This is a genomic window from Comamonas sp. NyZ500, assembly GCF_016772095.1.
GTDB classification, from domain to species: Bacteria; Pseudomonadota; Gammaproteobacteria; order Burkholderiales; family Burkholderiaceae_C; genus Comamonas; species Comamonas thiooxydans.
In genome coordinates this window covers 417,124-440,720 of record NZ_JAEIJE010000003.1, presented here as the reverse complement: position 1 = coordinate 440,720, position 23,597 = coordinate 417,124, and the positions used below count along the sequence as shown (strand labels likewise).

Here is a 23,597-nt window from a genome sequence, read left to right as displayed (position 1 = left end):
AAGTCCATAGCACTGCGCGCGTTTGCGATGATTGTCTGGGAGCCGCGCCTCGATGAAGCCAGGTCTCTCGCTACGCGTTTCGCAGCATTTATCGCTTACGCCGCAGCTGCAGCAATCCATTCAGCTGCTGCAGCTCTCCACCCTGGAGCTGGCGCAGGAAGTCGAGCAGATGCTGGTCGACAACCCTTTTCTGGAACGTGCGGGCGATGAGGCAGAAACTGCGGGGGATGCTCCTGTAGATGTAGCTGCTAGCGCCAGTGAATACAGCACTTCAGATGGTATTCATGCTGAAAGAGATGCATCGCAAGCGCAACAAGCTACTGAAACGGTAGCGGAGACATCAAACCCCGAAACCCCGGAAACGCTGAACTGGGAGGCCGACGGCATGGACGGCCAGGACGGGGAATGGGGCGGCGAATCCAGCAGCGAGTGGGATACGCCCTCGGCCAGCAGCTCCACGCGCAACCGCGACGGCGATGACGAAACCGATGCCATCGATCTGGCGCGCGAGCACCAGAGCCTGACCGACTTTCTGCACCGTCAGGCGCTGAGCCTGCATCTTGGTGCGGCGGACATGGCTGCACTGCGCTTTCTCATCGAGTCGCTCAGCGACGACGGCTATCTCGAGGATTCCCTGCAGGAGTTGGCGCAGAGCCTGGCTGGCGACGACTTGGAGGAGCGCGAGGAGCTGGAGCAGCACTTTGCCATTGCGCTGAAGCTGCTGCAAAGCCTGGAGCCCGTGGGTGTGGGCGCGCGCGATCTGGCCGAGTGCCTGCAGCTGCAGCTGCGCGATCTGATCCGCACGGCCGAGGACGAGGGCACGACCGAGGCGCATATGAGCCGGCTGCTGCTGGCGCAGGCCATCTGTGCCCAGCCCATGGACCTGCTGGCGCGGCGCGATCTGCGCAAGCTCACCAGCCTGTGCGGTGCGCGAGAGGAGCAACTGCGCGAAGCCATGGCCCTGATCGCCAGGCTGGAGCCGCGTCCGGGGCGCCGCTTTGTCGACGTGGAACGCCATATCGTGGTGCCCGATGTCATCGTGCGCCCGGTGCGGTCCGGCTCGGGCCGGGTGGACTTCTCCGTGCAGCTCAACCCCGAGGTCATGCCGCGTCTGCGCGTGCACGACATCTATGCCGGCGTGCTGCGCCGCCACAAGAACAGCGACGGCCATGCGGCGCTGCAGCAGCAGCTGCAGGAGGCGCGCTGGTTCATCAAGAACATCCAGCAGCGCTTCGACACCATCTTGCGTGTTTCCGAAGCCATCGTGGAGCGGCAGAAGAACTTCTTTGTGCATGGCGAGCTGGCCATGCGCCCGCTGGTGCTGCGCGATATCGCCGACACCCTGGGCCTGCACGAGTCCACCATCAGCCGCGTGACCACGGCCAAGTACATGGCCACGCCCCAGGGCACTTTCGAGCTCAAGTATTTCTTCGGTTCGGGCCTGGGCACGGAAACCGGCGGCAGTGCTTCCAGCACGGCCGTGCGTGCGCTGATCAAGCAGTTTGTCGATGCCGAAGATGCCAGAAAGCCGCTGTCGGACGCCAAGCTGGCCGATATGCTCAAGGAGCAGGGCATCGAGTGCGCGCGCCGCACCGTTGCCAAATACCGCGAGCAGCTCAAGATACCGACGACCACGCTGCGCAAGGCGCTGTAGGGCACCGCAGAAACAAGAAAGCCGCTGATGCATCGCACAGCGGCTTTCTTGTTCTGCATTTAGGGCGGGAGCCTTGATAAGGCATTCCTCAAGCAAGGGGCAGCGAGCAAGAGCCGCCCTTGCGGCGATGCTGCCGTCCCCCTTGGGGGCGCCCGGCCAGGGGAAGGCGCGTAGCGCCTCAGGGGGTTATCAAGAAACCAACCACCAGATAAACCAGACCAGCACGCCGATCATCAGGCCGAACTTGAGGATCTTGTAGAAGGTCGGATTCCAGTCACGGAAGGCACGGCGGTACTTGCCCGCATAGAACGAGATCTTGAACAGCTTGCTGATCATGCCGCGCGGATCGCCCTCGTTGTTGGGCGAGCTGGCGGCGGCCACCACGTTCTTGCCCAGCCAGTGATTGAGCCACTGGGCAAAGCCATTGGTCATGGGGCGCTCCACATCGCAGAACAGCACGATGCGATTGCCTTCCGAGCGGTTCTCGGCCCAGTGCATAAAGGTCTCGTCGAAGATCACGCCTTCGCCTTCGCGCCAGCTATAGGGCTGGCCGTCGACCTCGATCATGCAGCGGTCGTCGTTGGGCGCCAGCACGGCCAGGTGATAGCGCAGCGAGCCCGCATAGGGGTCGCGGTGCAGATTGAGCTTGGCGCCGGGCGGCAGCTCGGCAAACATGGCGGCCTTGACGCTGGGAATCGATTTCACCAGGGCCGTGGTCTTGGGGCAAAGCTCCATGGCCGAAGGGTGAGCGTCGCCGTACCACTTGAGGTAGAAGCGCTTCCAGCCGGTCTTGAAGAAGGAGTTGAAGCCTGCGTCATCGTTATTGGCGGCGGCCTTGATCTGCATGTTCTTTTGCAGATTGACGGCTTCCTCGCGGATCTCGCGCCAGTTGGCCTGCAGCGGCGCCAGCTCGGGGAAGGTGCTGGTGGGCAGATAGGGCGTGCGCGGCACCTTGCTGAACATCAGCATGAAGACGTTGAACGGCGCTGTGAACGTGGAGTGGTCAAACAATTGCTTGACCACCTTGTGGCGCACCTTGCCGCGCAGATGCATGTACAGCCCGCAGCCAAAGAAGAGCAGCACCAGTGCCAGAACGATAATTTTTGCCATAAGGGCCAATTTTACCGGGGGCACCCCGGCGGCCACCATGGGGGCAGGTCAAACAGAACCGGGGTAGGGGAATATCAAAAGCAATAGCTGCCGGCGCTTGACGGCCAGGCGCAGCAGCCGGTCGGGATCAGATACTCAAGGCAGGGCCAGCACGGCGCAGTTGCACAGATCCGCGCTCTCGAACGCCGTTGTGTCGCCCGCTTTGAGCCCCGGCACGGGGAACAGGCGCACCGTCAGCGGCTTGTTGAGGCGAAACGCCATGGTGCCCGTATCGCGCATGACGGCGGCGATCTGCTCGGCGCTGCTGTCGCCCGGCACAGGCACGGTATCGAGGCCGATGCCGCAGACGCTGCTGTAGGTCAGCAGGGCGCGGATATCGAATTCGTCATTCAGACTGGCCTGGGCCAGGCCTTGGTCCTCGGTCACGGCCAGCATCAGGCCGCTGAAGCCGATCTGTGTCACGCCGTTGACCGATTTGAAGACGCGGGTCAGCAGGGCCGAGGCTTCCACCGTGCCGCTGGCGCCGAAATAGGGCACGCCCAGCAGTTGGTAGACATCGACCATGGAGGCGCAGGATTTGGACGGCGCGGCCGAGGTGTCCATGCCCGCGATATGCCAGCCCTCGGCCAGTTTCACGCCGTCGGCACAGCGCTGGATGGCAGTGGCATGCTCGTTCAGGGCCTGGCTCAGGCGCTCGAATGCGAGCCTGAACCACGCCGCGTGATCGAGCTGCAGGCGCTGCTGCTGCAGCTTCTGCAGTTCAGCCACCATGAGGTCTGGCGTTTCCAGACCCAGCACCAGAGCGCCGTGGTGCTGGCCGCGGTGGTAGCTGGCCGGGAAATAGGGAATGCCGGGCGCGCAGTTGAAGTTGACCGTGAAGTTGAAATTGCCTTCGCCGCGCGGCGTGGTGCACGCGATCTGCTGAATTGCCTGCACGCTGCTGGCCAGCAAGCCGGTCTGCAGAAAGCCATGTTCATCCAGATCGATGTTCACGCAGGCGTTGCACAGGTCGCCATAGGCGGCAATCAGCTGCGGCAGCAGGGCCACTTCCTGCGCATTGCGCGCCTCGCCCACGGCAAAGCGGATGCGGCGTTTGCCGGTGTTGATGGCCTTGAGCGTTTCGGCAATGCGCTGCAGGCCGGCGAGGGCGCTGTCTGCGCTGGAGACATCCAGATATTCGCCGAACGGGTTGCTCACGATGCGGATGGACTGCACCTGATAGCCCCGGGCCTCGATGGCATCGGCCACGGCATCGCATTGCTGCTTGGCCTGGGTCAGGCCGGCCTGCCACTGTGCCTCATCGGCGCTCAGGTTGACAAAGGCGGTGACGGTGCGCACGCGCACCAGTGGGTTGAAGCTGATATTCATAGCAGTATCCGTAGGCGGGAGAATGGCTGGCGGCCATTTTGCCTCTGAATATGCCGATCACAGCAGGCGCGTGCCCAGCGGCACCTGCTTGTCGGGCACGCACAGGGCCACGGCTCCCGTGGCATCGTGAAAACCGGTCACAAGACATTCGCTCATCAAGGGACCAATCTGCTTCTTCGGAAAGTTGACCACGGCCACCACCAGCCGTCCTATCAGCTCCTCGGGCCGGTAGTGTGCCGTGATCTGCGCGCTGGACTTGCGCTGGCCCAGCTCGGGACCCAGGTCCACCAGCAGCTTGTAGGCGGGTTTGCGGGCCTCGGCAAATACCTCGGCCTGCAGCACGCGGCCCACGCGCAGCTCCACCTTCATAAAGTCGTTCCAGCTGATTTCTTCCATGTCGTCATTGCTCCTTGGCCTGGCATCATGCCTTGGGTCCTGCGAGCATCTGTAGAGCAACGCTTATCGTGCGCGGGCACCGGAAAAGGCCTAGCGCGTATGCTTATGCCCTGTAAAGCGCACAACAGGCTCCCGTGAGCGTCCGGCGCCTGCGCCGTTGCTGGCGCGCACTGATTTCTATGAACCAACTGCATTTGTTTCTGCCCTGCGCCGCCGGCGTCGAGGGCTTTCTGGCCGACGAGGTCCACGCCATCACCGGCGCCAGCGGGCAGGATCTGCTCGTGGGCCGGGGCGGCGTCATGCTGCGCGGCATGTGGCGCGATGCCATGCTGCTCAATCTGCACAGCCGTCTGGCCCAGCGCGTGCTGATCGAGCTGTCGCACACCATGTACCGCAGCGAGAACGATCTGTACCGTGCCGCCAGCGAGGTGGCCTGGGAGATCTGGTTCACGCCCAAGGAAACCTTCAAGATCGAGGTCACGGCCCAGCACAGCCCGCTGACCAGCCTGAACTTTGCGGCGCTCAAGGTCAAGGACGCGATCGCCGACCGTTTTCGCGCCAAGCGCAACGGCGTGCGTCCCAGCGTGGAGACCCACCACCCCGATGTGCGCGTACATCTGCACCTGACGACCGACGGCGCCACCATCTATATCGACACCTCGGGCGAGGCGCTGTTCAAGCGCGGCTGGCGCGAGGACAAGGGCGATGCCCCGCTCAAGGAAACCCTGGCCGCGGCCATGATTGCTGCCTCGGGCTGGAACCCGCATGGCGACAATCCCCAGCCGCTGTACGACCCCTGCTGCGGCAGCGGTACCCTGGTGATCGAGGCCGCGCAGATCGCACGCAGGATTCCGGCCGGCATTCTGCGTCGCTTTGCGTTCGAGAAGCTCGTGCCTTTTCAGCGCCATGTCTGGGAAGCCATGCTGGATGAGGCAGAGAGCCAGATCCTGCCCGAATCGCCGGTGGGCATTTACGGCTCGGACATCGCTTTCCGCATGGTGGACTTTGCCCAGCGCAATGCCGAGCGTGCGGGTGTGTCCGATACCGTCAGCCTGCGCGGTGGTGATGCCTTGCAGCGCATGCCGCCCAGCGAGCAGCCCGGCATGATGCTGCTGAACCCGCCCTACGGCGAGCGTATCGCGGCCGCCGGCAGCGCAGGCCGCAATGCGGCCGAGCGCATGGGCCAGGTCGAACGCGCAGGCCGTGAAACCGCGCAGACCGAGGACGGCGGCGAATTCTTCAACCAACTGGCCAGCCACTGGAAGAAGAACTACAGCGGCTGGAGTGCCTGGATGCTGACGCCCGACCTCAAGCTGCCCAGCAAGATGCGCCTCAAGGAGTCGCGCCGCACGCCCATGTGGAACGGTCCTATCGAGTGCCGTCTGTTCCGCTTCGACATGGTCAAGGGCGCGGTCAAGCCACGCAAGCCCGCGGACGATGCTGCTCAGAGCGGCAAGCCGGAAGGCCGGCCTCAATGAAGATCGCTCCCCTGCGCTGGCCGGCCTGCAACGCCGGCTACGACGGCCCTTTGCCGCGTCCCATGATTCTGGACACCAATGTGGTGCTGGACATGCTGATCTTTGACGACCCGGATATTCCCGCCATCCGCGAGCTGGTTGCCCGTGGCGAGGTGCGCTGGATTGCCGACGAGGCCCAGCGCATCGAGCTGGGTCGTGTGCTGCACTACAGCCAGATCGCGCCGCGCGTCAGCTACTACGGCAAGACGCCCGAAGGCGTGATGGCGGCGTTTGATGCAGCCGTCGAATATGTGTCCGCCGCACCCAAGATTCGCTTCACCTGCACCGATCCCGACGACCAGCATTTCCTCGATCTGGCCAGCCAGCACAAGGCCTTGCTGGTCAGCAAGGACAGGGCCGTGCTCAAGCAGCGCAAGCGCGTGGCAACGCACTATGGCGCGACGGTGGGCAATGTGGTGGTGATGGAAGAGGAGCGGCTGGCCGCCTAGTGTGGCGAAGCAAGGCGTGCACCCCGGTATTGACTGGCAGCGCTACTTGGAGCTGCTGTGTCAAACAGGCTCTTGCACCTGTTTTGGCCTGAGTATTGCCTCCGTTGCCTGCTTGTTGGCTCAGTCGAAAAACCGCATGCCCGCATAAGGCCGCAAGCGGCATTGCGCCAGGCGGCTTTCCAGCGAACCAACATGGGCTTCGAGCTGGTGGCCGTCCGGGTCCAGAAAGTAGAAGGAATCGCCTTCGCTGTGGTTGCTCTTCCACTCCCGGACCCCGCATGACCTGGCATGCTCCACAAAGTGCGCGAAGTCCTGCTGAGCAAGGGTGAATGCGTAATGGGTGTAGTCAGAGCTGCAGGCCTGTCTTCGCTGTTCGTCTGACGACAGGCACAGCCACAGATTGCCGAGTCCCAGATAGGCACCCGTATCCCACTGCGCGCGTAGACGAAATCCCGGCACCTGCACGTAGAAGTCAACGCTGCGCTGCAGGTCCGCGACGGCAAGCGTGAGGTGATTCAATCCGGTAAGCATGGTGGCGATGGGCAGGCTTGGAACAAGCCACCCAGTGTGCCATTGCCTTGCATCCGCTCTGTCCCTGCATGGCGCAGTCCTCGCGGGCCAGCAGGAGCTGCGCACCGCCTGTGTTGCGCCCACGGCATCCAAGGCGCCGCTCCTGTCGGCATCGGGCCTGCCGAATCCGTCGCAGTCCGTCAAACCTTGCATTGCCCCATGGAATCCGCAGGCGTTGACGGCCGGAGCCAACGAAGCGCCGGCCCATGGTGTGGCGGCCGAACCACCCATGGCTGGCCCGGATTTGCCCATGCGGATTAGGATTCATGCCGCAGGGACGACCTTGCCGGACCATGCGATGCATGGCCTGTATTCCTGCCGGGACGGCCTGGCCATTTGATCTTCAAAGAGGTTTTCTATGGCTTGGGTTTATCTGCTGGTGGCCGGCGTTCTGGAAGTGGTCTGGGCCTTCACCATGAAGCAGTCCCATGGTTTCACCAACCTCAAGTACAGCGCCATCACCATCGTGGCCATGATCGCCAGCTTCGGTCTGCTGTCGGTGGCCATGCGCACGCTGCCCCTGGGCACGGCGTATACGATCTGGACCGGAATCGGCGCCGTGGGTGCATTCCTGGTGGGCGTCACGGTGCTGGGCGAGCAGCTCAGCGCCATGCGCGTGGGAGCGGCCGTCCTGATCGTCAGCGGTCTGGTGCTGATGAAGCTGTCAGCGGAGTGAATGCCCGGGCTTCGTCCCGGACAGTGCTGCAGTTCCATGCGGAACTCGCTCTCGATCTCCTGGTGTGAATGGATGCGGGGGACGAACGCGTGGGGTGAAGCGCATGGCGCGACAATAACGGGATGACATCCTCCACGACGCCCCTGCATCCCAGCGCAGCTTCGGCCCGCAAGGCCCAGCCCAAACTGACCACGCTGGACAAGACCCGCATTGACGACACACGCATCAAGATCGTGCGCCCGCTGCTGACTCCGGCACTGCTGGAAGAGTGGCTACCCGTGACCGAAGAGGCGCAGCAGCTGGTCGAATCCAGCCGTGCCGCCATCTCGCGCGTGCTGCATGGCCAGGATGACCGGCTGGTGGTGGTGGTCGGACCCTGCTCCATTCACGATCACGATCAGGCCATGGATTACGCGCGCCAGCTCAAGGTCCAGGCCGATGCGCTCAAGGACGATCTGCTGATCGTGATGCGGGTCTACTTCGAGAAGCCGCGCACCACCGTGGGCTGGAAGGGCTATATCAACGATCCGTACCGCGACGGCAGCTTTGCCGTCAATGAAGGTCTGGAGCTGGCGCGCCGCCTGCTGCTCGATGTGCTGGCGCTGGGCCTGCCTGCGGGCACGGAATTCCTGGATCTGCTGTCGCCGCAGTTCATCAGCGACCTGGTCAGCTGGGGCGCGATTGGCGCGCGCACCACGGAGAGCCAGAGCCATCGCCAGCTGGCCAGCGGTCTGAGCTGCCCCGTGGGCTTCAAGAACGGCACCGACGGTGGCGTGAAGGTGGCCAGCGATGCCATTTTGGCCGCCCAGTCCTCGCATGCTTTCATGGGCATGACCAAGATGGGCCAGAGCGCGATCTTCGAGACACGCGGCAATCAGGACTGCCACATCATCCTGCGCGGCGGCAAGGCTCCCAACTACGACGCGGCCCATGTTCAGGCTGCATGCGAAGTGCTGGAAAAAGCGGGCTTGCACCCGCAGGTGATGATCGACTTCTCGCATGCCAACAGCAGCAAGCAGCACCGTCGCCAGATCGATGTATCAGCGGATGTGGCCGAGCAGATTGCCGGGGGCGACACACGCATCACCGGCGTGATGATCGAAAGCCATATTCACGAAGGCCGTCAGGACATTGTCGAAGGGCAGGAGCTGCAATACGGTGTCTCGCTCACCGATGCCTGCATCAGCATGGAGCAGACCACTCCGGTGCTGGAACAACTGGCAGCCGCCGTGCGCGCACGGCGCCTCAAGGCGGCCTGAGGCCGGGCACACGAAGCTGGATGAACAAGAGGCGCCGTGGCGCCTCCTGTTCTTTTCAAGGGGAGAGTCCTTTTGGACATCGGGCGGAATGCCCGTATCTTCAAAGCTCCAGCGTCAGCTTGAGCATATCCTTGTGCTGCACGCCGCGCTCCCACAGCGGGGTGGTGTAGTTCTGCAAAAAGAAGTCGCGCTCGATGTCGGTGACGCGAAACCCCAGGCGTTGATAGAACAGCAGCTGGTCGCCAAAGCTGCCAGTTCCCACTTCCAGCTGTTGGACGCCGCGTTCGCGCATCTCACGGATGGCGCGCTGCAGCAGGGCCGAACCTATGCCCTTGCTCTGCCAGGCCGTGGATACGGCCATATTCATCAGCTCCCATCGGTGAAGGCCGTCGCCCTCGGGGACCAGCACGCATACGCCGATCAGGGCGCCGAGGCCGCTGGGCGTGAACTGGGTCGTCTGGCGCGCTCCAAAACAGGTGGAGCCGGGCAGATAGCGCTTGACGCGCTCGCGCGAGGGGTCGGCCAGCAGCAGCAGATGCCAGGGGGCTTCTGCGGGGTTCATGGTGGTGATATGCCAGGAGTCGGTCGTGCCCGGGCCGGCCAGCGTGGAGCTCATGCGCGCACTCCCTTGCGGCGGAAGGCGGGCGCTGCATATCGGCCGGGCTGGATGTCGGCATTCACTCGATGGGACGCAAGCCCGTCCATCTGCTGCAAACCACAATCTCGCGCCATTTCCACTTTCCACCTGCGGGAGTTGTGAGCCCGCCACAAATATTGTCAACAGGCCATAGCGTAGCAGTCGGAGGGCAAATTCGGTGACGTACTGGTGAAAAGTACAGCGTTCTGCGGCAATTTTGATGCAGGAATCTCGCAAATATTGATCTGCACAGGCCTTGCAACTGCGTGAGCAGGTACTTCAAGGCAGTGCATTGACGAGGCTGACGCCCTTTGCGCAGGACGGGCTTTGCAAAAGCGGAGATAGTGGTTTATACTTAGCTTCAAGGGTTAACCCTTAAGGTTTAACCCGCGAATGACAGCACATGAGATGCGTGCTGTCCATCGCTTGAAGTGCATCTCTTGATTTCATAGAAAGCTCATCATGCGCCAAGCTATCAACTCCCTGATCGAATTCATCCAGGAAGCTCGCGAGTTCCATCTGGATCTGGCCAACCAGTAATCACGCACTGGTTCGAGAAACAGCCGCCGCTCAAGGCGGCTTTTTTTCGTCCCGAAAGAGATGATCAGGCCGCCAACAGGCCCTGTTTCTCTATGAAGGCGACCACCTCGTCCAGACCTTCCAGTGTCTTGAGGTTGGTCATCACAAAAGGCTTGAGCCCCTTGGGCGTGGTGCGCTGCTTGATGGTGTCGCTGCGCATGATGTCCAGATTGGCGCCCACATGGGGGGCCAGGTCGGTCTTGTTGATGACGAAGAGATCGCTCTTGGTGATGCCGGGGCCGCCCTTGCGCGGAATCTTCTCGCCTGCTGCCACGTCGATCACGTAGATGGTCAGATCGGACAGCTCGGGGCTGAAGGTGGCAGCCAGGTTGTCGCCGCCCGATTCGATGAAGACGATGTCGGCATCGGGGAAGTCCTTGAGCATGCGGTCAATGGCTTCCAGGTTGATGGAGGCGTCCTCGCGAATCGCCGTGTGCGGGCAGCCGCCGGTTTCCACCCCCATGATGCGCTCGGCAGGCAGGGCACCGCTGATGGTCAGCAGGCGCTGATCCTCCTTGGTGTAGATGTCGTTGGTGATGGCAACCAGGTCCCATTTGCCGCGCATGGCCTTGCAGAGCATCTCCAGAATCGTGGTCTTGCCCGAGCCCACGGGCCCGCCTATGCCCACGCGCAGCGGCGGCAGCTTCTTGGTGCGGTTGGGGATATGGTGCAGTGCGGTCGACATGGTGAGTTCTTTAGTGAATGAGAGGGTTGCGATCAGCGGGCCTTGCCGTAGGCACGCTCCACCTTGGCAATGCGCAGCTCGAAATGCTGGTACCACGTGGTGTGACCTTTTTCCTGGGCGATCTGGTGTTCGGCGTTGTGCTTCCATTGACGGATGGCTTCCTCGCTTTCCCAGTAAGACACGGTGATGCCGAAGCCTTCGGCATCGCGGGTGCTTTCAGCGCCCAGATAGCCTGCTTGCTGGCTGGCCAGCTCCACCATGCGGTCGGCCATCTCGCCATAGCCCTGGTCCGCCGGGGTGCGCAGGGAGGTGAAGATGGCGGCGTAGTACGGTGGCTGGGGTGTGGCGGCAAACAGTGCAGACATGGCGGACGAAGGTTCAGCTACGGAAAAGTCGAGAATACTGGTGTTCATGCTGGGCCGAGAGAATGGCCAGCATGGGCGAAAAAGCCTGTCTTGCGTTGTCCGGCAACGCCAGCGCGTATTCGACGGCGGCGGGAATCTCGGAAGTCAGTCGCGCCAGGATGCGCTGGCCGGCGCTCTGGCCCAGGGGCACGGCTTTGATGGCGGCCTGAACCATGTTCTCGGCCCAGCCAAAGGCATAGGCCAGCAGCGCATCGCGCGGCGTGGCTCCGGTGCATTGGGCCGCCAGCGAGAAGGCGATGGGGTAGCTGGCATCCTGCGCGGCCAGCCAGTGGACGCAGGCCAGCGGGACTGCTTCATCGGCGTAGCGGTTTTTCAGCCACTCGGTCAGCGAGCGGCCCATCTGCTCGGTCTGCAGGCGCAGCTCGCTGGTTTCGCGCGTGACTCTTACCCACTGGTTGAGGCTGACGATGCGCGCCAGATCCTCGCTTTTCCAGGCCGGCATGGCCTGCGCAATCACGGCCATGTCCCCGCGTGACTGGGTCAGATGCAGCTGCTGCACCAGCCAGCTGGCAGCCTCTGCCTCCGTTGTGACCAGCGTCGCATTGATGGCCGCTTCAAGCCCTTCCGAGTAGGAAAAACCGCCGATGGGCAGGGCCGGCGAGGCCAGCCACATCAGCTGCAGAAAGCTCTGCGCGCCCAGAGCCAGCAATGGCTCAGTGGGCGTGGTCATGCGAGTGTCCATGGCCGTGATGATGGTGGCTGTGGCCATCATTGGTCACATGGCCGCCATAGGCGCCTCCTTCGGGCTCGAAAGGCAGGTCGGCTTCGACCACCGTCATATGCATGCTGCGCAGCATATCGGCCAGCACATGGTCGGGTTCGATCTTCAGGTGGTCGGGCTGCAGCTCGATCGGCACATGGCGGTTGCCCAGATGGTAGGCCGCGCGCATCAGGTCAAACGGCGTGCCATGCTCGGCGCAGGCCGTGATCTGCAGCACTTTTTGCGGTGCGGCCAGCACGCGGATCAGGCTGCCGTCTTCGGCCACCAGCACATCGCCGCCGCGCACGGCCTGGCCGCGTGGCAAGAAGACGGCCAGCTCGCGACCCTGGCTGTCGGTGGCAGCAAAGCGGCTCTTCTGACGCACGTCCCAATCCAGTTCCACGGACGCGGCGCGTTTGAGGATGACGGTGGAAAGGCCCTGGCCCTGGAGCAGCAGTTTGTTGGCAGTGAGCATGGTGAATTCACAATGAAATAAAAGGCCCGAACCAGATTGGCGCGCATGTTGCATGCCCAGCGCATATCAGTGATTTTGATGGACAACTCTTTTGGAAACTTCGACAGAAATGGCAGCTCCGACCTCTTTGCATGATGCGCCTGCCGACTGGCAGGGCTGTGGCGCAGCCTATGTGGCGGTGTATGGCACTTTGCGTGCCGGTGGCATCAACGATATTGCAAGGCTCCAGCCAGGCGTTGCCTGTGTCGGCAGGACCCAGCTGACCGGCACTTTGCATGACCTCGGCTGGTACCCGGGCCTGAGGCTGCAAGGCTCGCAGGCCGTGCTGGCCGAGGTCTACCCCATGGACGCAGCGCTGGAGCGGGCCATGGACCGCATCGAAGGCCTGTGGCCCGAAGACCTGGGCGAATACGCCAAACGCATTCTGACCCTGCCCGTGATGCTGACCCAGGGCGGTCAGCAGTCCATCACCGTGCTGGTCTACGAAGCCTTGCCCGCCACGGTGAGTGCTGCGCCGCAGCTCGCCGTCAGCGACTGGCTGGCCTGGTTTGAGGGCAAGGGCATGCAGCATCCGGATTCGGAGTTTCAGCTCAACACCGCTCAGAACAGAAAGTAGCGCTGTGCCATGGGCAGGCTGACCGCGGGTTCGCAGGTCAGCAGATCGCCATTGGCGCGCACGGCATAGGTCTGGGCATCCACCTCCATATGCGGCGCCAGATCGTTGTGGATCATGTGCTGCTTCTTCACATTGCGTATGCCCTTGACCGCCGACAAGGTCTTTTGCAGCCCGAAGCGCTGGCCGATGCCGGCGGCAAGCCCTGCCTGGGAGACAAAGGTCAGCGAGGTCCTGGCAAGCGCCCCGCCAAAGCTTGCAAACATGGGGCGGTAATGCACGGGCTGAGGCGTGGGAATGGAGGCGTTCGGATCGCCCATGGCCGCCATGGCGATGCTGCCGCCCTTGAGTATGCAAAACGGCTTGACGCCAAAGAAGGCGGGCTTCCAGATCACGATATCGGCCCACTTGCCCACCTCGATGCTGCCCACCTCGTGGCTGATGCCATGGGCAATCGCGGGATTGATGGTGTACTTGGCGATGTAGCGCTTGATGCGGAAGTTGTCGTTGCGCGCGCCGTCGCCGCTCAGGGCGCCGCGCTGCAGCTTCATCTTGTGCGCCGTCTGCCAGGTGCGCAGAATGACTTCGCCCACGCGACCCATGGCCTGGCTGTCGGAGCTGAACATGCTGATGGCGCCGATGTCGTGCAGGATGTCCTCGGCAGCAATCGTTTCCTTGCGGATGCGGCTTTCGGCAAAGGCCAGGTCTTCGGCAATGCCGGCGTCCAGGTGGTGGCAGACCATGAGCATGTCCACATGCTCGTCCAGCGTGTTGATGGTGTAGGGGCGCGTGGGGTTGGTGGAGCTGGGCAGCACATTGGCCTCGCCCACCACCTTGAGGATGTCGGGCGCATGGCCGCCACCCGCGCCTTCTGTGTGGAAGGTGTGAATGGTGCGGCCCTTGAAGGCGGCCACGGTGTCCTCCACAAAGCCGGACTCGTTGAGCGTGTCGGTGTGGATGGCGACCTGGGTGTCGGTGTCTTCGGCCACATCGAGACAGTTGCTGATCGCTGCCGGCGTGCTGCCCCAGTCCTCGTGCAGCTTGAGGCCGATGGCACCGGCACTGATCTGCTCGTGCAAGCCGCCGGGCAGGCTGGCATTGCCCTTGCCCAGAAAACCCAGATTCATGGGGAAGGCGTCGGCGGCCTGCAGCATGCGTTCCATATGCCAGGGGCCTGGCGTGCAGGTGGTGGCGAAGGTGCCGGTGGCCGGGCCGGTGCCGCCGCCGATCATGGTGGTCACGCCGCTGGTCAGTGCTTCTTCGATCTGCTGCGGGGCAATGAAATGGATATGGGTGTCGATGCCGCCTGCGGTGACGATATTGCCTTCGCAGGAGATGATCTCCGTGCCCGGGCCGATGATGATGCTCACGCCCGGCTGGGTGTCGGGGTTGCCGGCCTTGCCTATGGCCACGATGCGGCCGTTCTTGAGGCCGATGTCGGCCTTGACGATGCCCCAGTGGTCCAGGATCAGTGCATTGGTCAGCACGGTATCGACCGTGCCACCTCCGTCAGGGCCGGTTCCCGTCCCGTCGCGTGTGCGCTGGCTTTGCGCCATGCCGTCGCGGATGGTCTTGCCGCCGCCGAACTTCACTTCCTCACCATAGCCGCCAGCGGCCAGGGTGTAGTCTTTTTCGACCTCGACGATGAGCTCGGTGTCGGCCAGGCGCAGACGGTCGCCCACGGTGGGGCCAAAGGTTTCTGCGTAGGCTCGTCGGTCCATGGTGGCCATTGAGGAATCTCCGATTCAGGTATTCAGCGCAGGGACTGCTGCTGGGCTGCCGGTGGCAGGGCGGCGGGGCTGGTGCCGAGCAGGTCGCGCAATGTGCCCAGTGCCAGGGCCAGCAGCAGTGCGGCGCAGCAGCGGTAGGTAAAACGGCTCCAGTGCGCGGCAGCGCGGCGGAAAAGCCGGTCCACCAAGGCTGCGCAGACAAAGCACCAGAGCAGGGACGAAGTCATGAATCCCGCGAAGAAGACCCCGTAATCGCTGGCGCCGGGCTGGGCCACGCCCACCGCCCCCAGGGCGCTGCCCATGGCGGCCCAGTAGGCCAGGTTCTGCGGGTTGGTCAGCGACAGGGCCATGCCGCGGCGCAGGGCCTGTTTCTGCGTGGCGGCGGCGGTGGCCGAGGCATCGAGCCGGTGTTCGGTGCGCGCGGCCTGCCAGCTGTCCCAGGACAGCCAGAGCAGGTAGGCAGCGCCCGCCAGACCAATCGGCCAGCGCAAGGCGTCGACCTGCATGACCAGACCAATGCCGGCCAGGCCCAGCAAGGCCCAGCTTGCATCACCCACCAGGGAGCCCAGCTGCACGGCCAGCGCCGGGCGATAGCCGCCGCGCACACCTTGGCGCACGGTCTCGGCAAACACCGCTCCGGGCGCTGCATTGAACACCAGGCCCAGCACAAAAGCAGAAGCAAACAGCATCAGCATGGCAGGTCAGTCCCTGGCATTTGCGGGTAATGCGCCCTGGACCAGACCGCGAAAGCCATAGATCTGACGGTCGCCGCCGATCTCGACCAGCTCCACCGTGCGCTGCTGGCCCGGCTCGAAGCGCACGGCCATGCCGCTGGCAATGTTCAGTCGCATGCCGTGGGCGGCGGCGCGGTCGAAATCCAGACCCGCATTGGTTTCGGCGAAGTGGTAGTGCGAGCCGACCTGAATCGGCCGGTCGCTGGCATTTTTCACCACCAGCGTGAGCGTGCGGCGGCCGGGGTTGAGTGCATGGCTGCCCTCGTCAAGAATCAGTTCGCCGGGGATCATCTTTCACTTCCTTGCGCAAAGGCCTTGTGCTGCGTTGTGCCAGGGTGTTTCATATCAGGCCAGTTTTGTCAGCATGAAAGCGCCGAGCGCGGCAGTGGCTGCACCGCCGAACCGGGCCAGCCACTGGTGGCGCTGCATGAGGGCATGACCGAGCACCATGCCGGCGATATGCAGTGTGGCCGAGCCCAGAGCAATGCCCAGCAGTGCACCGACAGCAGCCAGGCCGCTGTCTCCGGCCAGCTCAAAGCCGTGCGCAGCGCCATGGAAGAAGGCAAACACCGCAGCCAGGGAGGCGGCGGCGGCCCAGGGCATTTTTTGCTGAACCAGCACCAGCAGGCCCAGCACCAGCACCGATGCGGCAATCATGGGCTCCACGCCCGGCACCCACAGGCCGGCAAAGCCGGCCACGGCCCCCCCCACCAGAAGGGCCACAAAGGCCGCAGGTGCACGCCAGGCCGTGCGCAGGCCGGGCATGGTCAGCGCACTCCAGGCACCCACGGCCAGCATGGCGGCCAGATGGTCAGCACCGGTAAACGGGTGGGCAAAGGCATGACCCAGGCTGTCGAGAAAGTGGTGATGGCCGCTTGCATCGGTGCCCATATGTGCGAGGGCGGACAGGGGCAGTGCAGTCGCCGCGGCGGCTGTGGTGGCAAGGAGCTTATTGAATTTCATAGCTATCTGCGCTTGATGGATAAGGGTTTGATGGCTGAAAGGCTTGAAGCCTCTGAATGCTGCTTCAGGCGATGGGCTCATGCACGGTGACCAGCTTGGTGCCATCGGGGAAGGTGGCTTCGATCTGGATGTCGGGAATCATTTCGGGGATGCCCTCCATCACATCGGCGCGGGTCAGCACGCTGCGGCCTTCGCTCATGAGCTGGGCCACGGTCCTGCCATCGCGTGCACCTTCCATCACAAAGGCACTGATCAGCGCCACGGCCTCGGGGTAGTTGAGCTTGAGGCCACGAGCCATGCGCCGCTCGGCCAGCAGGGCCGCAGTGAAGATCAACAGCTTGTCTTTTTCGCGTGGTGTCAGTTCCATCTTCTTCAATCCCTCAGTCGGCACGCGCATCCGGCAGGGCTGAATGAACGCGAGGAGTCAGTCTCATGCCCTTTTATGTAGCAAGTGCCATGCCAAAGGCCAGTATTTATTGCCAGCCTGCAGGCAAGCCGCCGCAGGTGTTTTGCACCTTGTTGGTGCTGTCGGCACGCAGTTGTGCACCACGGCGTATCGGTGAGGCAGCGATGGTGCTTTATGGTGCATTGTCGATCCGTGGCGGTGCATTGCATGGCACGAACTTTGCTGTTCTGGTGCATGTACAAAAGACCATTGAATAGGGGATTCGCTCAGGGCCTGGGTACCACGGCAAGACTCGGAGTGCTGGCCTTGGGCGGTACGCTGTGGATGGCTTCAGCCGTACAAGCGCAAACAGCCGAGGAAGGCGACAAGGTATTGCCCGAGGTGAGGGTGAGTGCCATGGTCAAGGGACAGGCACTGGATGAGGCGCAACGCGCGTTTTCCGTCACCGAGTTCAGGCGCGACGAAATTCGCGAGCAGCCCAGACAGGAGGTGGAATCGTTGTGGAGCCAGGTACCTGGCATGCATGTCAATCACTACCAGCTCAGCGGTGTGGCCAACGGGCTGGTGCTGCGCGGCTTTGGCGGCGGCGGCCACGGCGGCGATGTGGCGGCCACACTGGATGGAATCCCGCTCAACGAAGCCATGTCGCATGCGGATGGCTATTTCGATCTCAATGTGGTGGTGCCGCTGGAGCTGGACAAGGTCAATGTCTATCGCGGTCCCGTGTCGGTGCTGCAGGGCAATTACAACCGCGCAGGGTTGCTGGAGCTGCGCACGCGGCGCAACGGCAGCTATGCGGAGTTCGATGTCAGCGCCGGCTCGCATGGCATGTTCGATGCACAGGCCGCTCTCGGGCGCGAGCTGGAAGGCGGGGATCAGCTCAACCTGGCGACTCAGCATGCACGCGGTGATGGCGCGCGGCCCAGCGCGGGCTATGAGCGAAGCACCATCAGCGGTACCTGGAAGCATCATGTGCATGAAAAGCTCGATATCTCGCTGTCCGGTCGCTGGCATGAGGCGCGTGGCGACTCGCCCGGCTATCTGACTGAAACGCAATGGCGGCAGGACCCACAGGGCAAGGACAGCCGCGTGGTGGGTGATGGTGCCAACAAGCACTTTGGCACGCTGCGCCTGGATGCGCAGTACGCACTGGATGCCGATACCCGTCTGCTGGGCTTTGTCTACGGCACGCAGCAGGATTTTGTGCGCTGGTTCACCCGCCCGCGCAGCACCACCTGGATGCAGCGCGAGGAGCGCTATGACCGCAGCGTGCTGGGAGTGGGCCTGAATCTCAGCGGCAAGTCGCTTCTGGCGGCGCGCGAGTTGAACTGGATGCTGGGCCTGGAGCAGGTGCGCGAGTCCACCGACTATGGCTACTGGGATGGATTGCTGGATCGCCGGCGTACCGGCCCTGCACTGAATGATCGCAATACGCGGCTCGACAACACGGCGATCTACGGCCAGGCTGGCTGGCAGCCAACGGCCTGGTTGCAGACCACGGCGGCCTTGCGCTGGGACCGTTTTGACGGCCGCTGCCGTCTGCTGGGAGCGGAGGCCGGTGGCGATGAATGCAATCGCATGCAGGGCCGCAGCCATGCCAGCCCCAAGCTGGGAGCACTGGCGCAGCTCAATGCCCGCACAGCCGTGCGTGCCAGTTGGTCGCAAGGCTTTGCGCTGCCCAGCGACTTTGCCAAATACGCGCTGCGCAACAGCGATCTGCACGCCAATGTCTTTCGCCAGAGCGAGCTGGGCGTGGAGTGGAAACCATCAGACCATTGGCTGATCGATGCCTCGCTCTACCGCATCAGCTCCAGCCATGAAATACGCAGCACGGCACCTGGTGAGTATGAAAACCTGGGCGCGACCGTGCGCAAGGGCGCCGAGCTGCAGCTGCACTGGCTGCCCAGCCGCGATTGGCATGTGGAATGGGCTTATGGCCACAACCGCTCCGAAGTCACGCAGAACGCGGATGCCGCACTGCTGGGCCGGCGCGTGGTGGCCGTGCCCGAGTACTCCAGCACCTTGCATGCGCGCTGGATGCCGCGCAGCGATGTCACCGTGCATGGATTGCTGCGCCATGTGGGGCGTGCGCCCATCAACGCCAGCAATACCGAATGGGCCGGCAGCTATCGCTGGCTGGACCTGGGTCTGCAATACCGATTGCCCGCAAGCCTGGCGCGTAATGCCAGCCTGAGCCTGTGGCTGCGCAACGCCGCCAACACCCGCTATGCCAGTACCACCACCATGATTGCCGGCCAGCGTCTGGTTGCCCCCGGCGCGCCGCGCAGCGTGCAGCTGGGCCTGCAATTTTCCTTATGATTTCCGGAGCTTCCATGTCTGTTTGCAGCACACGTAAAAACATCATCGCGCGCATTCTGTGCACCACGGCCGCAGCCTGGCTGCTATGCGCCCATCCGGTCTCTGCCCATAACGTCTGGCTGGAGCCTGATGCGCAGGGCGGCTATGTCTTGCAGTTTGGCGGTCATGAAGGCAGGACAGAAGCCTTCGATCCGGCCAAGCTGCAGCGTGTGCATGCCTATGACCTGCGCGGACGTGAAGTGCCCAGCGCCATACAGAATGTGCAGGGTGGCATCCGCATCAAGCCCGATGCCAGTGCTGCGCTGATCGCTGTGGAACTCGATAACGGCTATTTCAGCAGTACGGGGGCCGAGGGCGCCATGCTGCCTTTGCCCATGGACCAGAACCCCGGTGCGGTGCGCGGCGTGCATGCGCGCAAGTTCCACAAGACCGTGGTGCGCTGGGGCGCCGTCGTGCAAAGGCCGCTGGGGCAGATGTTCGAGGTGGTGCCGCTTCAGGGGCAGTCTCCCCATGCCGGTCAGCCGCTCAGGCTGCAGGTGTTGCTGCATGGCAAGCCGCAGTCTGGCGTGAGGCTGTCCTGGGGTGAGAAGGGCTCTCCCACGATGACGGACGCGCAGGGGCTGGCGACCATGACGCCTGCTGTCGGCAGCAATACGCTGCAGGCCATACTGCGTCAGCCTGTGCAGGGCGACCCCATGACCACCGAGAACAGCTACGAGTATCTGCTGCGCTTTGCCGTGCATTGATGAAACTGCGCTCCGTCGGCCTTCGCACCGGAGAGCAGATTCTGCAAGGCATCCGCGAGGCGAGGATTTGGCGTGCAGATGAGCAAGCTGCATGTCTATGCGGTGCAGGACGGCAAGGCCTGCAAACAACTCGATCCGCGTTGCTGCAGGCTGAGACCAAGACTGCTCTCGATCCGTGGACTGGCAAGCTGCGCAGCGCGGCCTTGCCGGCATGCCTGCAGCCGGTCAGCGGTGACAGGCTGCCGTGCACTTCAATAGTGCCGGCTGGTTTGCGCGGTCTGCATCTGGTGCATGCGGCACTGCAATGGTGCCTGCATGTGGCCGATGCTGATCGCACAAAGTTGCATTCGGCCTGTGCTCGGCAAAAAAGCGGCAGCAGCGCCGCCGTATGCAGTGAGCAAGCCATGGCGGGTGGTGCTGGCACGGTAATTGCACTTCAGTTTTTGCGGTCAAAGTGACCGAACAAAACCTCCTGGGAGTGCTGAAATGAATCGTCGCGGAACCCTCACAACACTGGCTGCATCCATGGCTCTGGGCCTGGGCTTGACTTCTCAGGTGCTGGCTGCAGACACCATCAAGGTGGGTGTGTTGCACAGCCTCTCGGGAACCATGGCCATCTCCGAGACCGTGCTCAAGGACACGGTGCTGATGGCCATCGACGACATCAATGCCAAGGGCGGCGTGATGGGCAAAAAGCTCGAGCCCGTTGTGGTGGACCCGGCCTCCAACTGGCCGCTGTTTGCCGAAAAAGCCAAGCAGCTGATCACCCAGGACAAGGTGGCCGTGGTCTTCGGTTGCTGGACCAGCGTGTCACGCAAGTCCGTGCTGCCGGTGTTCGAGCAGAACAACGGCCTGCTGTTCTACCCCGTGCAGTACGAGGGCGAGGAACTCTCCAAGAACGTCTTCTACACCGGCGCCGCACCCAACCAGCAGGCGATTCCCGCTGTCGAGTACCTGATGAGCAAGGAAGGCGGCGGTGCCAAGCGCTTTGTGCTGCTGGGCACGGACTATGTGTACCCACGCACCACCAACAAGATTCTGCGTGCCTTCCTCAAGTCCAAGGGCGTCAAGGATTCCGACATCATGGAAACTTACACGCCCTTCGGTCATAGCGACTACCAGACCATCGTGGCCGATGTGAAGAAGTTCTCCACCGGTGGCAAGACGGCCGTGATCTCCACCATCAACGGCGACTCCAACGTGCCCTTCTACAAGGAGCTGGGCAATGCGGGCCTCAAGGCCAAGGACGTGCCGGTGGTGGCCTTCAGCGTGGGTGAGGAAGAGCTGCGCGGCGTGGACACCAAGCCTCTGGTCGGTCACCTGGCGGCATGGAACTACTTCATGAGCGTGAAGAACCCGTCCAACACGGCCTTCATCAAGCAGTGGGGCGACTACGCCAAGGCCAAGAACATCGCGGGCCACAAGGACAAGCCGCTGACCAACGACCCGATGGAAGCCACCTGGGTCGGCATCCACATGTGGAAGCAGGCCGTGGAGAAAGCCAAGAGCACGGATACCGACAAGGTGATCGCGGCCATGGCCGGCCAGACCTTTGCCGCACCCAGCGGCTTCACGCTGAAGATGGACGAGAAGAACCACCATCTGCACAAGCCCGTGATGGTCGGCGAGATCAAGGCAGACGGCCAGTTCAGCGTGGTCTGGAAGACCAAGGGCCCGGTCAAGGCCCAGCCCTGGAGCCCCTTTATCGAAGGCAACGACAAGAAGAAGGACGAGCCCAACGGCAAGAGCTCCTGATTCGCTCCCTAGGACTGGAGAGGTCTGGTGGGTTCTCCAGTCCTGAAAAGACAGCTGCTTGCGCTTTATTGGCAATGGATGCAGCGCTAAATATCCGAGATTTTTTATGAAACTACTGCGCAAGTCATGGCGGCTGGTATCGGCCGCCGGGCTGGGCTCCTTGCTGAGCTTTGCCAGTCACGCACTGACGACCGAGCAGGCCTATGCCATGGCGGCGGCAGACGACTCCGAGCAGCGCGTGCAGGCCATCAATCAGGCCGTGCTGGCACCCGATGCGCAGAGCGACGGCGGTCGCCTCGCTGCCTATCTCAAGGCGCTGTCCGACGATGAAGTGCGCGTGTCCCAGGGCCGGGCCTATGTGGTCAGCGGCGATGCGGTCAGCGATGCGGCGACCGGCGCAGACGTCAAGCTCCCGCCCGATGCCGAGGAGGTCGTCAGCAACAACTATCTGCGCTCCGTCATCGACACGGCACAGGCCGCGCTGGCGCTGGGCAGCAGCGATGTGCAGGCGCGCCGCAAGGCCGCCGAGCAACTGGCCTCCGAGCCGGATGCCGAGCGCCTGCCGCTGATAGAAAAAGCGCTGGCTGCTGAACAGGACGGGCAGGTCCGAGCCTTGCTGGAGCGCAGCCTGGCTGCCAGCCTCCTGGGCAGCGACGACGCTGGGCAGCGCCTGAAGGCGGTTCAGCAGCTGTCGCATCAGCAGACGCCGGAGACGCAGTTGCTGCTGAACCAGCGCCTGTCCGAAGAGTCCGACCCCGGCGTGCAAAAAGCCATCAAGGCCGCGCTGGCCGGCATTGCCGAAGGCCTGGCCTGGGGGGACAGGCTGGGGGCGATCTTCAGCGGCATCAGCCTGGGTTCCGTGCTGTTGCTTGCGGCGCTGGGTCTGGCTATCACCTACGGCCTGATGGGCGTCATCAATATGGCGCATGGCGAGCTGATCATGATCGGTGCCTATGCCACCTATCTGGTGCAGCTTCTGTTCCAGCGCTGGCTGCCCGAGGCCTGGTTTGGCGGGTATCTGGTGGTGGCGATTCCCGTGGCCTTTCTGGCCTCGGCGCTGGTCGGTGCGGTGCTGGAGCGTGGCGTGATCCGCTTTCTCTACGGTCGCCCGCTGGAGACGCTGCTGGCCACCTTTGGCATCAGCCTGGTGCTGCAGCAAACCGTGCGCAGCCTTTTCGGGGCGCAGAACGTGAGCGTGGAGAACCCCGTCTGGATGAGCGGCGGCATTGCGCTGCTGCCCAATCTGACCCTGCCTTACAACCGCATCGCCATCATCGTCTTTGCGTTCACCGTGCTGGCGGGTGTGGCCTTCATGATCGCCAGAACGCGGCTGGGCCTGTTCGTGCGCGGCGTGACGCAGAACCGCGCCATGGCCTCCTGTGTGGGCGTCAACACGGCACGCACCGACACCTATGCGTTTGCGCTGGGCTCGGGCATTGCCGGGCTGGCCGGCTGCGCCCTGAGCCAGATCGGCAATGTAGGCCCGGATCTGGGGCAGAACTACATCGTGGACAGTTTCCTGGTGGTGGTGCTGGGCGGTGTGGGGCAGCTGGCGGGCACCGTCTATGCGGCTCTGGGCCTGGGCGTGCTCAGCAAGCTGCTGGAAGGCTGGACCGGTGCCGTGCTGGCCAAGATCGCCGTGCTGCTGTTCATCGTGGTCTTCATTCAAAAGCGTCCACAAGGCATCTTTGCCTTGAAGGGCCGCAGTGCGGAAACATGAAACACCCCCTGAGTCGCTTCGCGCCTTCCCTCGCTCTCGCATTGCTGCGCGCTGCGGGCAGGGGACGACACCCTCGCTGCGGGGCGGCCCTTGCTCGGTGTCTCGTACCTG

Annotated in this window: 25 protein-coding genes and 1 pseudogene; 12 read left to right on the top strand and 14 right to left on the bottom strand. The window is 63.3% G+C overall.

Going from position 1 to position 23,597, the window contains the following annotated elements:
- Positions 1–52 precede the first annotated feature (52 nt).
- Positions 53–1,654, top strand: coding sequence for an RNA polymerase factor sigma-54 (locus JAO85_RS07780; protein WP_202787834.1), 1,602 nt, complete (start codon positions 53–55; stop codon positions 1,652–1,654).
- Between the two features lie 189 nt (positions 1,655–1,843).
- Here the strand turns inward: JAO85_RS07780 and JAO85_RS07775 are convergent, their stop codons facing one another.
- The 3 genes from JAO85_RS07775 to JAO85_RS07765 all read right to left on the bottom strand — a co-directional run bounded on the left by JAO85_RS07775 (position 1,844) and on the right by JAO85_RS07765 (position 4,528).
- Entirely contained in the window at positions 1,844–2,764 is a 921-nt protein-coding gene (locus tag JAO85_RS07775) for an aspartyl/asparaginyl beta-hydroxylase domain-containing protein (protein ID WP_080746150.1), read from the bottom strand.
- A 135-nt stretch (positions 2,765–2,899) separates the two neighbouring features.
- The gene (locus JAO85_RS07770) at positions 2,900–4,132 is read right to left on the bottom strand and encodes a DUF711 family protein (protein ID WP_039050221.1); all 1,233 of its coding nucleotides are present in this window, start codon (positions 4,130–4,132) and stop codon (positions 2,900–2,902) included.
- A 57-nt stretch (positions 4,133–4,189) separates the two neighbouring features.
- Entirely contained in the window at positions 4,190–4,528 is a 339-nt protein-coding gene (locus tag JAO85_RS07765; protein ID WP_039050220.1) for a tRNA-binding protein, read from the bottom strand.
- 179 nt (positions 4,529–4,707) lie between these two features.
- Between JAO85_RS07765 and JAO85_RS07760 the strand changes: the two genes are divergently transcribed.
- Both JAO85_RS07760 and JAO85_RS07755 read left to right on the top strand, forming a co-directional pair.
- Positions 4,708–6,006: a class I SAM-dependent RNA methyltransferase gene (locus tag JAO85_RS07760; protein ID WP_003068206.1), complete on the top strand. Its 1,299-nt coding sequence runs from the start codon at positions 4,708–4,710 to the stop codon at positions 6,004–6,006.
- Positions 6,003–6,494 carry a putative toxin-antitoxin system toxin component, PIN family gene (locus JAO85_RS07755; protein ID WP_003068209.1) on the top strand — a complete coding sequence of 164 codons (492 nt, stop codon included), beginning with the start codon at positions 6,003–6,005 and terminating at the stop codon, positions 6,492–6,494. Before JAO85_RS07760 ends, JAO85_RS07755 begins: the two co-directional genes overlap by 4 nt.
- 120 nt (positions 6,495–6,614) lie before the next feature.
- On the opposite strand, the gene fos is transcribed toward JAO85_RS07755, so the two are convergent.
- The gene (gene fos, locus JAO85_RS07750; protein WP_087864605.1) at positions 6,615–7,025 is read right to left on the bottom strand and encodes a fosfomycin resistance glutathione transferase; all 411 of its coding nucleotides are present in this window, start codon (positions 7,023–7,025) and stop codon (positions 6,615–6,617) included.
- 34 nt (positions 7,026–7,059) lie between these two features.
- On the opposite strand from fos, the gene JAO85_RS07745 reads away from it, so the two are divergent.
- The 3 genes from JAO85_RS07745 (at position 7,060) to JAO85_RS07735 (ending at position 8,999) form a co-directional block, all read left to right on the top strand.
- On the top strand, positions 7,060–7,404 hold the full coding sequence (locus tag JAO85_RS07745; protein WP_012840172.1) for a hypothetical protein: 345 nt from the start codon (positions 7,060–7,062) through the stop codon (positions 7,402–7,404).
- Positions 7,405–7,422: 18 nt separating this feature from the next.
- Positions 7,423–7,740: a multidrug efflux SMR transporter gene (locus tag JAO85_RS07740; protein WP_003068215.1), complete on the top strand. Its 318-nt coding sequence runs from the start codon at positions 7,423–7,425 to the stop codon at positions 7,738–7,740.
- A 122-nt stretch (positions 7,741–7,862) separates the two neighbouring features.
- Complete coding sequence (locus JAO85_RS07735; protein ID WP_012840171.1) at positions 7,863–8,999, top strand: 3-deoxy-7-phosphoheptulonate synthase; 1,137 nt, start codon at positions 7,863–7,865, stop codon at positions 8,997–8,999.
- Positions 9,000–9,099: 100 nt separating this feature from the next.
- Here the strand turns inward: JAO85_RS07735 and JAO85_RS07730 are convergent, their stop codons facing one another.
- The 5 genes and pseudogenes from JAO85_RS07730 to ureE all read right to left on the bottom strand — a co-directional run.
- Positions 9,100–9,615 carry a GNAT family N-acetyltransferase gene (locus JAO85_RS07730; protein ID WP_003068219.1) on the bottom strand — a complete coding sequence of 172 codons (516 nt, stop codon included), beginning with the start codon at positions 9,613–9,615 and terminating at the stop codon, positions 9,100–9,102.
- Positions 9,616–10,240: 625 nt separating this feature from the next.
- Positions 10,241–10,900 (bottom strand): urease accessory protein UreG, encoded by a 660-nt coding sequence (ureG, locus tag JAO85_RS07725; RefSeq protein WP_003068221.1) that lies wholly within the window; start codon positions 10,898–10,900, stop codon positions 10,241–10,243.
- 32 nt (positions 10,901–10,932) lie between these two features.
- Positions 10,933–11,265, bottom strand: coding sequence for an antibiotic biosynthesis monooxygenase (locus JAO85_RS07720; RefSeq protein WP_202787833.1), 333 nt, complete (start codon positions 11,263–11,265; stop codon positions 10,933–10,935).
- 13 nt (positions 11,266–11,278) lie between these two features.
- Complete coding sequence (locus JAO85_RS07715) at positions 11,279–11,995, bottom strand: urease accessory protein UreF (protein ID WP_202787832.1); 717 nt, start codon at positions 11,993–11,995, stop codon at positions 11,279–11,281.
- Positions 11,982–12,500 (bottom strand): annotated as a pseudogene (ureE, locus tag JAO85_RS07710) (urease accessory protein UreE); the annotation flags it as partial. The gene JAO85_RS07715 and the pseudogene ureE, both read right to left, overlap by 14 nt.
- Before the next feature lie 109 nt (positions 12,501–12,609).
- Between ureE and JAO85_RS07705 the strand changes: the two are divergent.
- Positions 12,610–13,116 (top strand): gamma-glutamylcyclotransferase, encoded by a 507-nt coding sequence (locus JAO85_RS07705; RefSeq protein ID WP_039050216.1) that lies wholly within the window; start codon positions 12,610–12,612, stop codon positions 13,114–13,116.
- Here the strand turns inward: JAO85_RS07705 and ureC are convergent.
- The 5 genes from ureC to JAO85_RS07680 all read right to left on the bottom strand — a co-directional run bounded on the left by ureC (position 13,101) and on the right by JAO85_RS07680 (position 16,907).
- A complete protein-coding gene (gene ureC, locus JAO85_RS07700; protein WP_202787831.1) occupies positions 13,101–14,843 on the bottom strand; it encodes an urease subunit alpha in 1,743 nt (580 codons plus the stop codon). The genes JAO85_RS07705 and ureC overlap by 16 nt on opposite strands.
- A 23-nt stretch (positions 14,844–14,866) precedes the next feature.
- On the bottom strand, positions 14,867–15,538 hold the full coding sequence (locus tag JAO85_RS07695) for a LysE family transporter (RefSeq protein ID WP_202787830.1): 672 nt from the start codon (positions 15,536–15,538) through the stop codon (positions 14,867–14,869).
- 6 nt (positions 15,539–15,544) lie between these two features.
- Positions 15,545–15,868 (bottom strand): urease subunit beta, encoded by a 324-nt coding sequence (locus JAO85_RS07690; protein WP_043003874.1) that lies wholly within the window; start codon positions 15,866–15,868, stop codon positions 15,545–15,547.
- A gap of 54 nt (positions 15,869–15,922) precedes the next feature.
- Positions 15,923–16,540 carry a HupE/UreJ family protein gene (locus JAO85_RS07685; protein ID WP_202787829.1) on the bottom strand — a complete coding sequence of 206 codons (618 nt, stop codon included), beginning with the start codon at positions 16,538–16,540 and terminating at the stop codon, positions 15,923–15,925.
- Positions 16,541–16,604: 64 nt separating this feature from the next.
- The gene (locus JAO85_RS07680) at positions 16,605–16,907 is read right to left on the bottom strand and encodes an urease subunit gamma (RefSeq protein ID WP_003068240.1); all 303 of its coding nucleotides are present in this window, start codon (positions 16,905–16,907) and stop codon (positions 16,605–16,607) included.
- Between the two features lie 65 nt (positions 16,908–16,972).
- Between JAO85_RS07680 and JAO85_RS07675 the strand changes: the two genes are divergently transcribed.
- The 5 genes from JAO85_RS07675 (at position 16,973) to urtB (ending at position 23,486) form a co-directional block, all read left to right on the top strand.
- Positions 16,973–17,203: a hypothetical protein gene (locus JAO85_RS07675; RefSeq protein WP_087865468.1), complete on the top strand. Its 231-nt coding sequence runs from the start codon at positions 16,973–16,975 to the stop codon at positions 17,201–17,203.
- Complete coding sequence (locus tag JAO85_RS07670; RefSeq protein ID WP_237734751.1) at positions 17,196–19,265, top strand: TonB-dependent receptor; 2,070 nt, start codon at positions 17,196–17,198, stop codon at positions 19,263–19,265. The genes JAO85_RS07675 and JAO85_RS07670 overlap by 8 nt, the downstream gene beginning before the upstream one ends.
- A gap of 14 nt (positions 19,266–19,279) precedes the next feature.
- Positions 19,280–20,011 carry a DUF4198 domain-containing protein gene (locus JAO85_RS07665; protein ID WP_202787828.1) on the top strand — a complete coding sequence of 244 codons (732 nt, stop codon included), beginning with the start codon at positions 19,280–19,282 and terminating at the stop codon, positions 20,009–20,011.
- Positions 20,012–20,497: 486 nt separating this feature from the next.
- Positions 20,498–21,766, top strand: coding sequence for an urea ABC transporter substrate-binding protein (gene urtA, locus JAO85_RS07660; protein ID WP_039050210.1), 1,269 nt, complete (start codon positions 20,498–20,500; stop codon positions 21,764–21,766).
- Positions 21,767–21,872: 106 nt separating this feature from the next.
- The gene (urtB, locus tag JAO85_RS07655; RefSeq protein WP_202787827.1) at positions 21,873–23,486 is read left to right on the top strand and encodes an urea ABC transporter permease subunit UrtB; all 1,614 of its coding nucleotides are present in this window, start codon (positions 21,873–21,875) and stop codon (positions 23,484–23,486) included.
- The last annotated feature ends 111 nt before the right edge of the window (positions 23,487–23,597 follow it).

Excerpts from the sequence above, each read along its gene's own strand:
- JAO85_RS07780 (WP_202787834.1), top strand. The coding sequence starts at position 53 with ATGAAGCCAGGTCTCTCGCTACGCGTTTCGCAGCATTTATCGCTTACG.
- JAO85_RS07775 (WP_080746150.1), bottom strand. The coding sequence starts at position 2,764 with ATGGCAAAAATTATCGTTCTGGCACTGGTGCTGCTCTTCTTTGGCTGC.
- JAO85_RS07770 (WP_039050221.1), bottom strand. The coding sequence starts at position 4,132 with ATGAATATCAGCTTCAACCCACTGGTGCGCGTGCGCACCGTCACCGCC.
- JAO85_RS07765 (WP_039050220.1), bottom strand. The coding sequence starts at position 4,528 with ATGGAAGAAATCAGCTGGAACGACTTTATGAAGGTGGAGCTGCGCGTG.
- JAO85_RS07760 (WP_003068206.1), top strand. The coding sequence starts at position 4,708 with ATGAACCAACTGCATTTGTTTCTGCCCTGCGCCGCCGGCGTCGAGGGC.
- JAO85_RS07755 (WP_003068209.1), top strand. The coding sequence starts at position 6,003 with ATGAAGATCGCTCCCCTGCGCTGGCCGGCCTGCAACGCCGGCTACGAC.
- fos (WP_087864605.1), bottom strand. The coding sequence starts at position 7,025 with ATGCTTACCGGATTGAATCACCTCACGCTTGCCGTCGCGGACCTGCAG.
- JAO85_RS07740 (WP_003068215.1), top strand. The coding sequence starts at position 7,423 with ATGGCTTGGGTTTATCTGCTGGTGGCCGGCGTTCTGGAAGTGGTCTGG.
- JAO85_RS07735 (WP_012840171.1), top strand. The coding sequence starts at position 7,863 with ATGACATCCTCCACGACGCCCCTGCATCCCAGCGCAGCTTCGGCCCGC.
- JAO85_RS07730 (WP_003068219.1), bottom strand. The coding sequence starts at position 9,615 with ATGAGCTCCACGCTGGCCGGCCCGGGCACGACCGACTCCTGGCATATC.
- ureG (WP_003068221.1), bottom strand. The coding sequence starts at position 10,900 with ATGTCGACCGCACTGCACCATATCCCCAACCGCACCAAGAAGCTGCCG.
- JAO85_RS07720 (WP_202787833.1), bottom strand. The coding sequence starts at position 11,265 with ATGTCTGCACTGTTTGCCGCCACACCCCAGCCACCGTACTACGCCGCC.
- JAO85_RS07715 (WP_202787832.1), bottom strand. The coding sequence starts at position 11,995 with ATGACCACGCCCACTGAGCCATTGCTGGCTCTGGGCGCGCAGAGCTTT.
- JAO85_RS07705 (WP_039050216.1), top strand. The coding sequence starts at position 12,610 with ATGGCAGCTCCGACCTCTTTGCATGATGCGCCTGCCGACTGGCAGGGC.
- ureC (WP_202787831.1), bottom strand. The coding sequence starts at position 14,843 with ATGGCCACCATGGACCGACGAGCCTACGCAGAAACCTTTGGCCCCACC.
- JAO85_RS07695 (WP_202787830.1), bottom strand. The coding sequence starts at position 15,538 with ATGCTGATGCTGTTTGCTTCTGCTTTTGTGCTGGGCCTGGTGTTCAAT.
- JAO85_RS07690 (WP_043003874.1), bottom strand. The coding sequence starts at position 15,868 with ATGATCCCCGGCGAACTGATTCTTGACGAGGGCAGCCATGCACTCAAC.
- JAO85_RS07685 (WP_202787829.1), bottom strand. The coding sequence starts at position 16,540 with ATGAAATTCAATAAGCTCCTTGCCACCACAGCCGCCGCGGCGACTGCA.
- JAO85_RS07680 (WP_003068240.1), bottom strand. The coding sequence starts at position 16,907 with ATGGAACTGACACCACGCGAAAAAGACAAGCTGTTGATCTTCACTGCG.
- JAO85_RS07675 (WP_087865468.1), top strand. The coding sequence starts at position 16,973 with ATGCCCTTTTATGTAGCAAGTGCCATGCCAAAGGCCAGTATTTATTGC.
- JAO85_RS07665 (WP_202787828.1), top strand. The coding sequence starts at position 19,280 with ATGTCTGTTTGCAGCACACGTAAAAACATCATCGCGCGCATTCTGTGC.
- urtA (WP_039050210.1), top strand. The coding sequence starts at position 20,498 with ATGAATCGTCGCGGAACCCTCACAACACTGGCTGCATCCATGGCTCTG.
- urtB (WP_202787827.1), top strand. The coding sequence starts at position 21,873 with ATGAAACTACTGCGCAAGTCATGGCGGCTGGTATCGGCCGCCGGGCTG.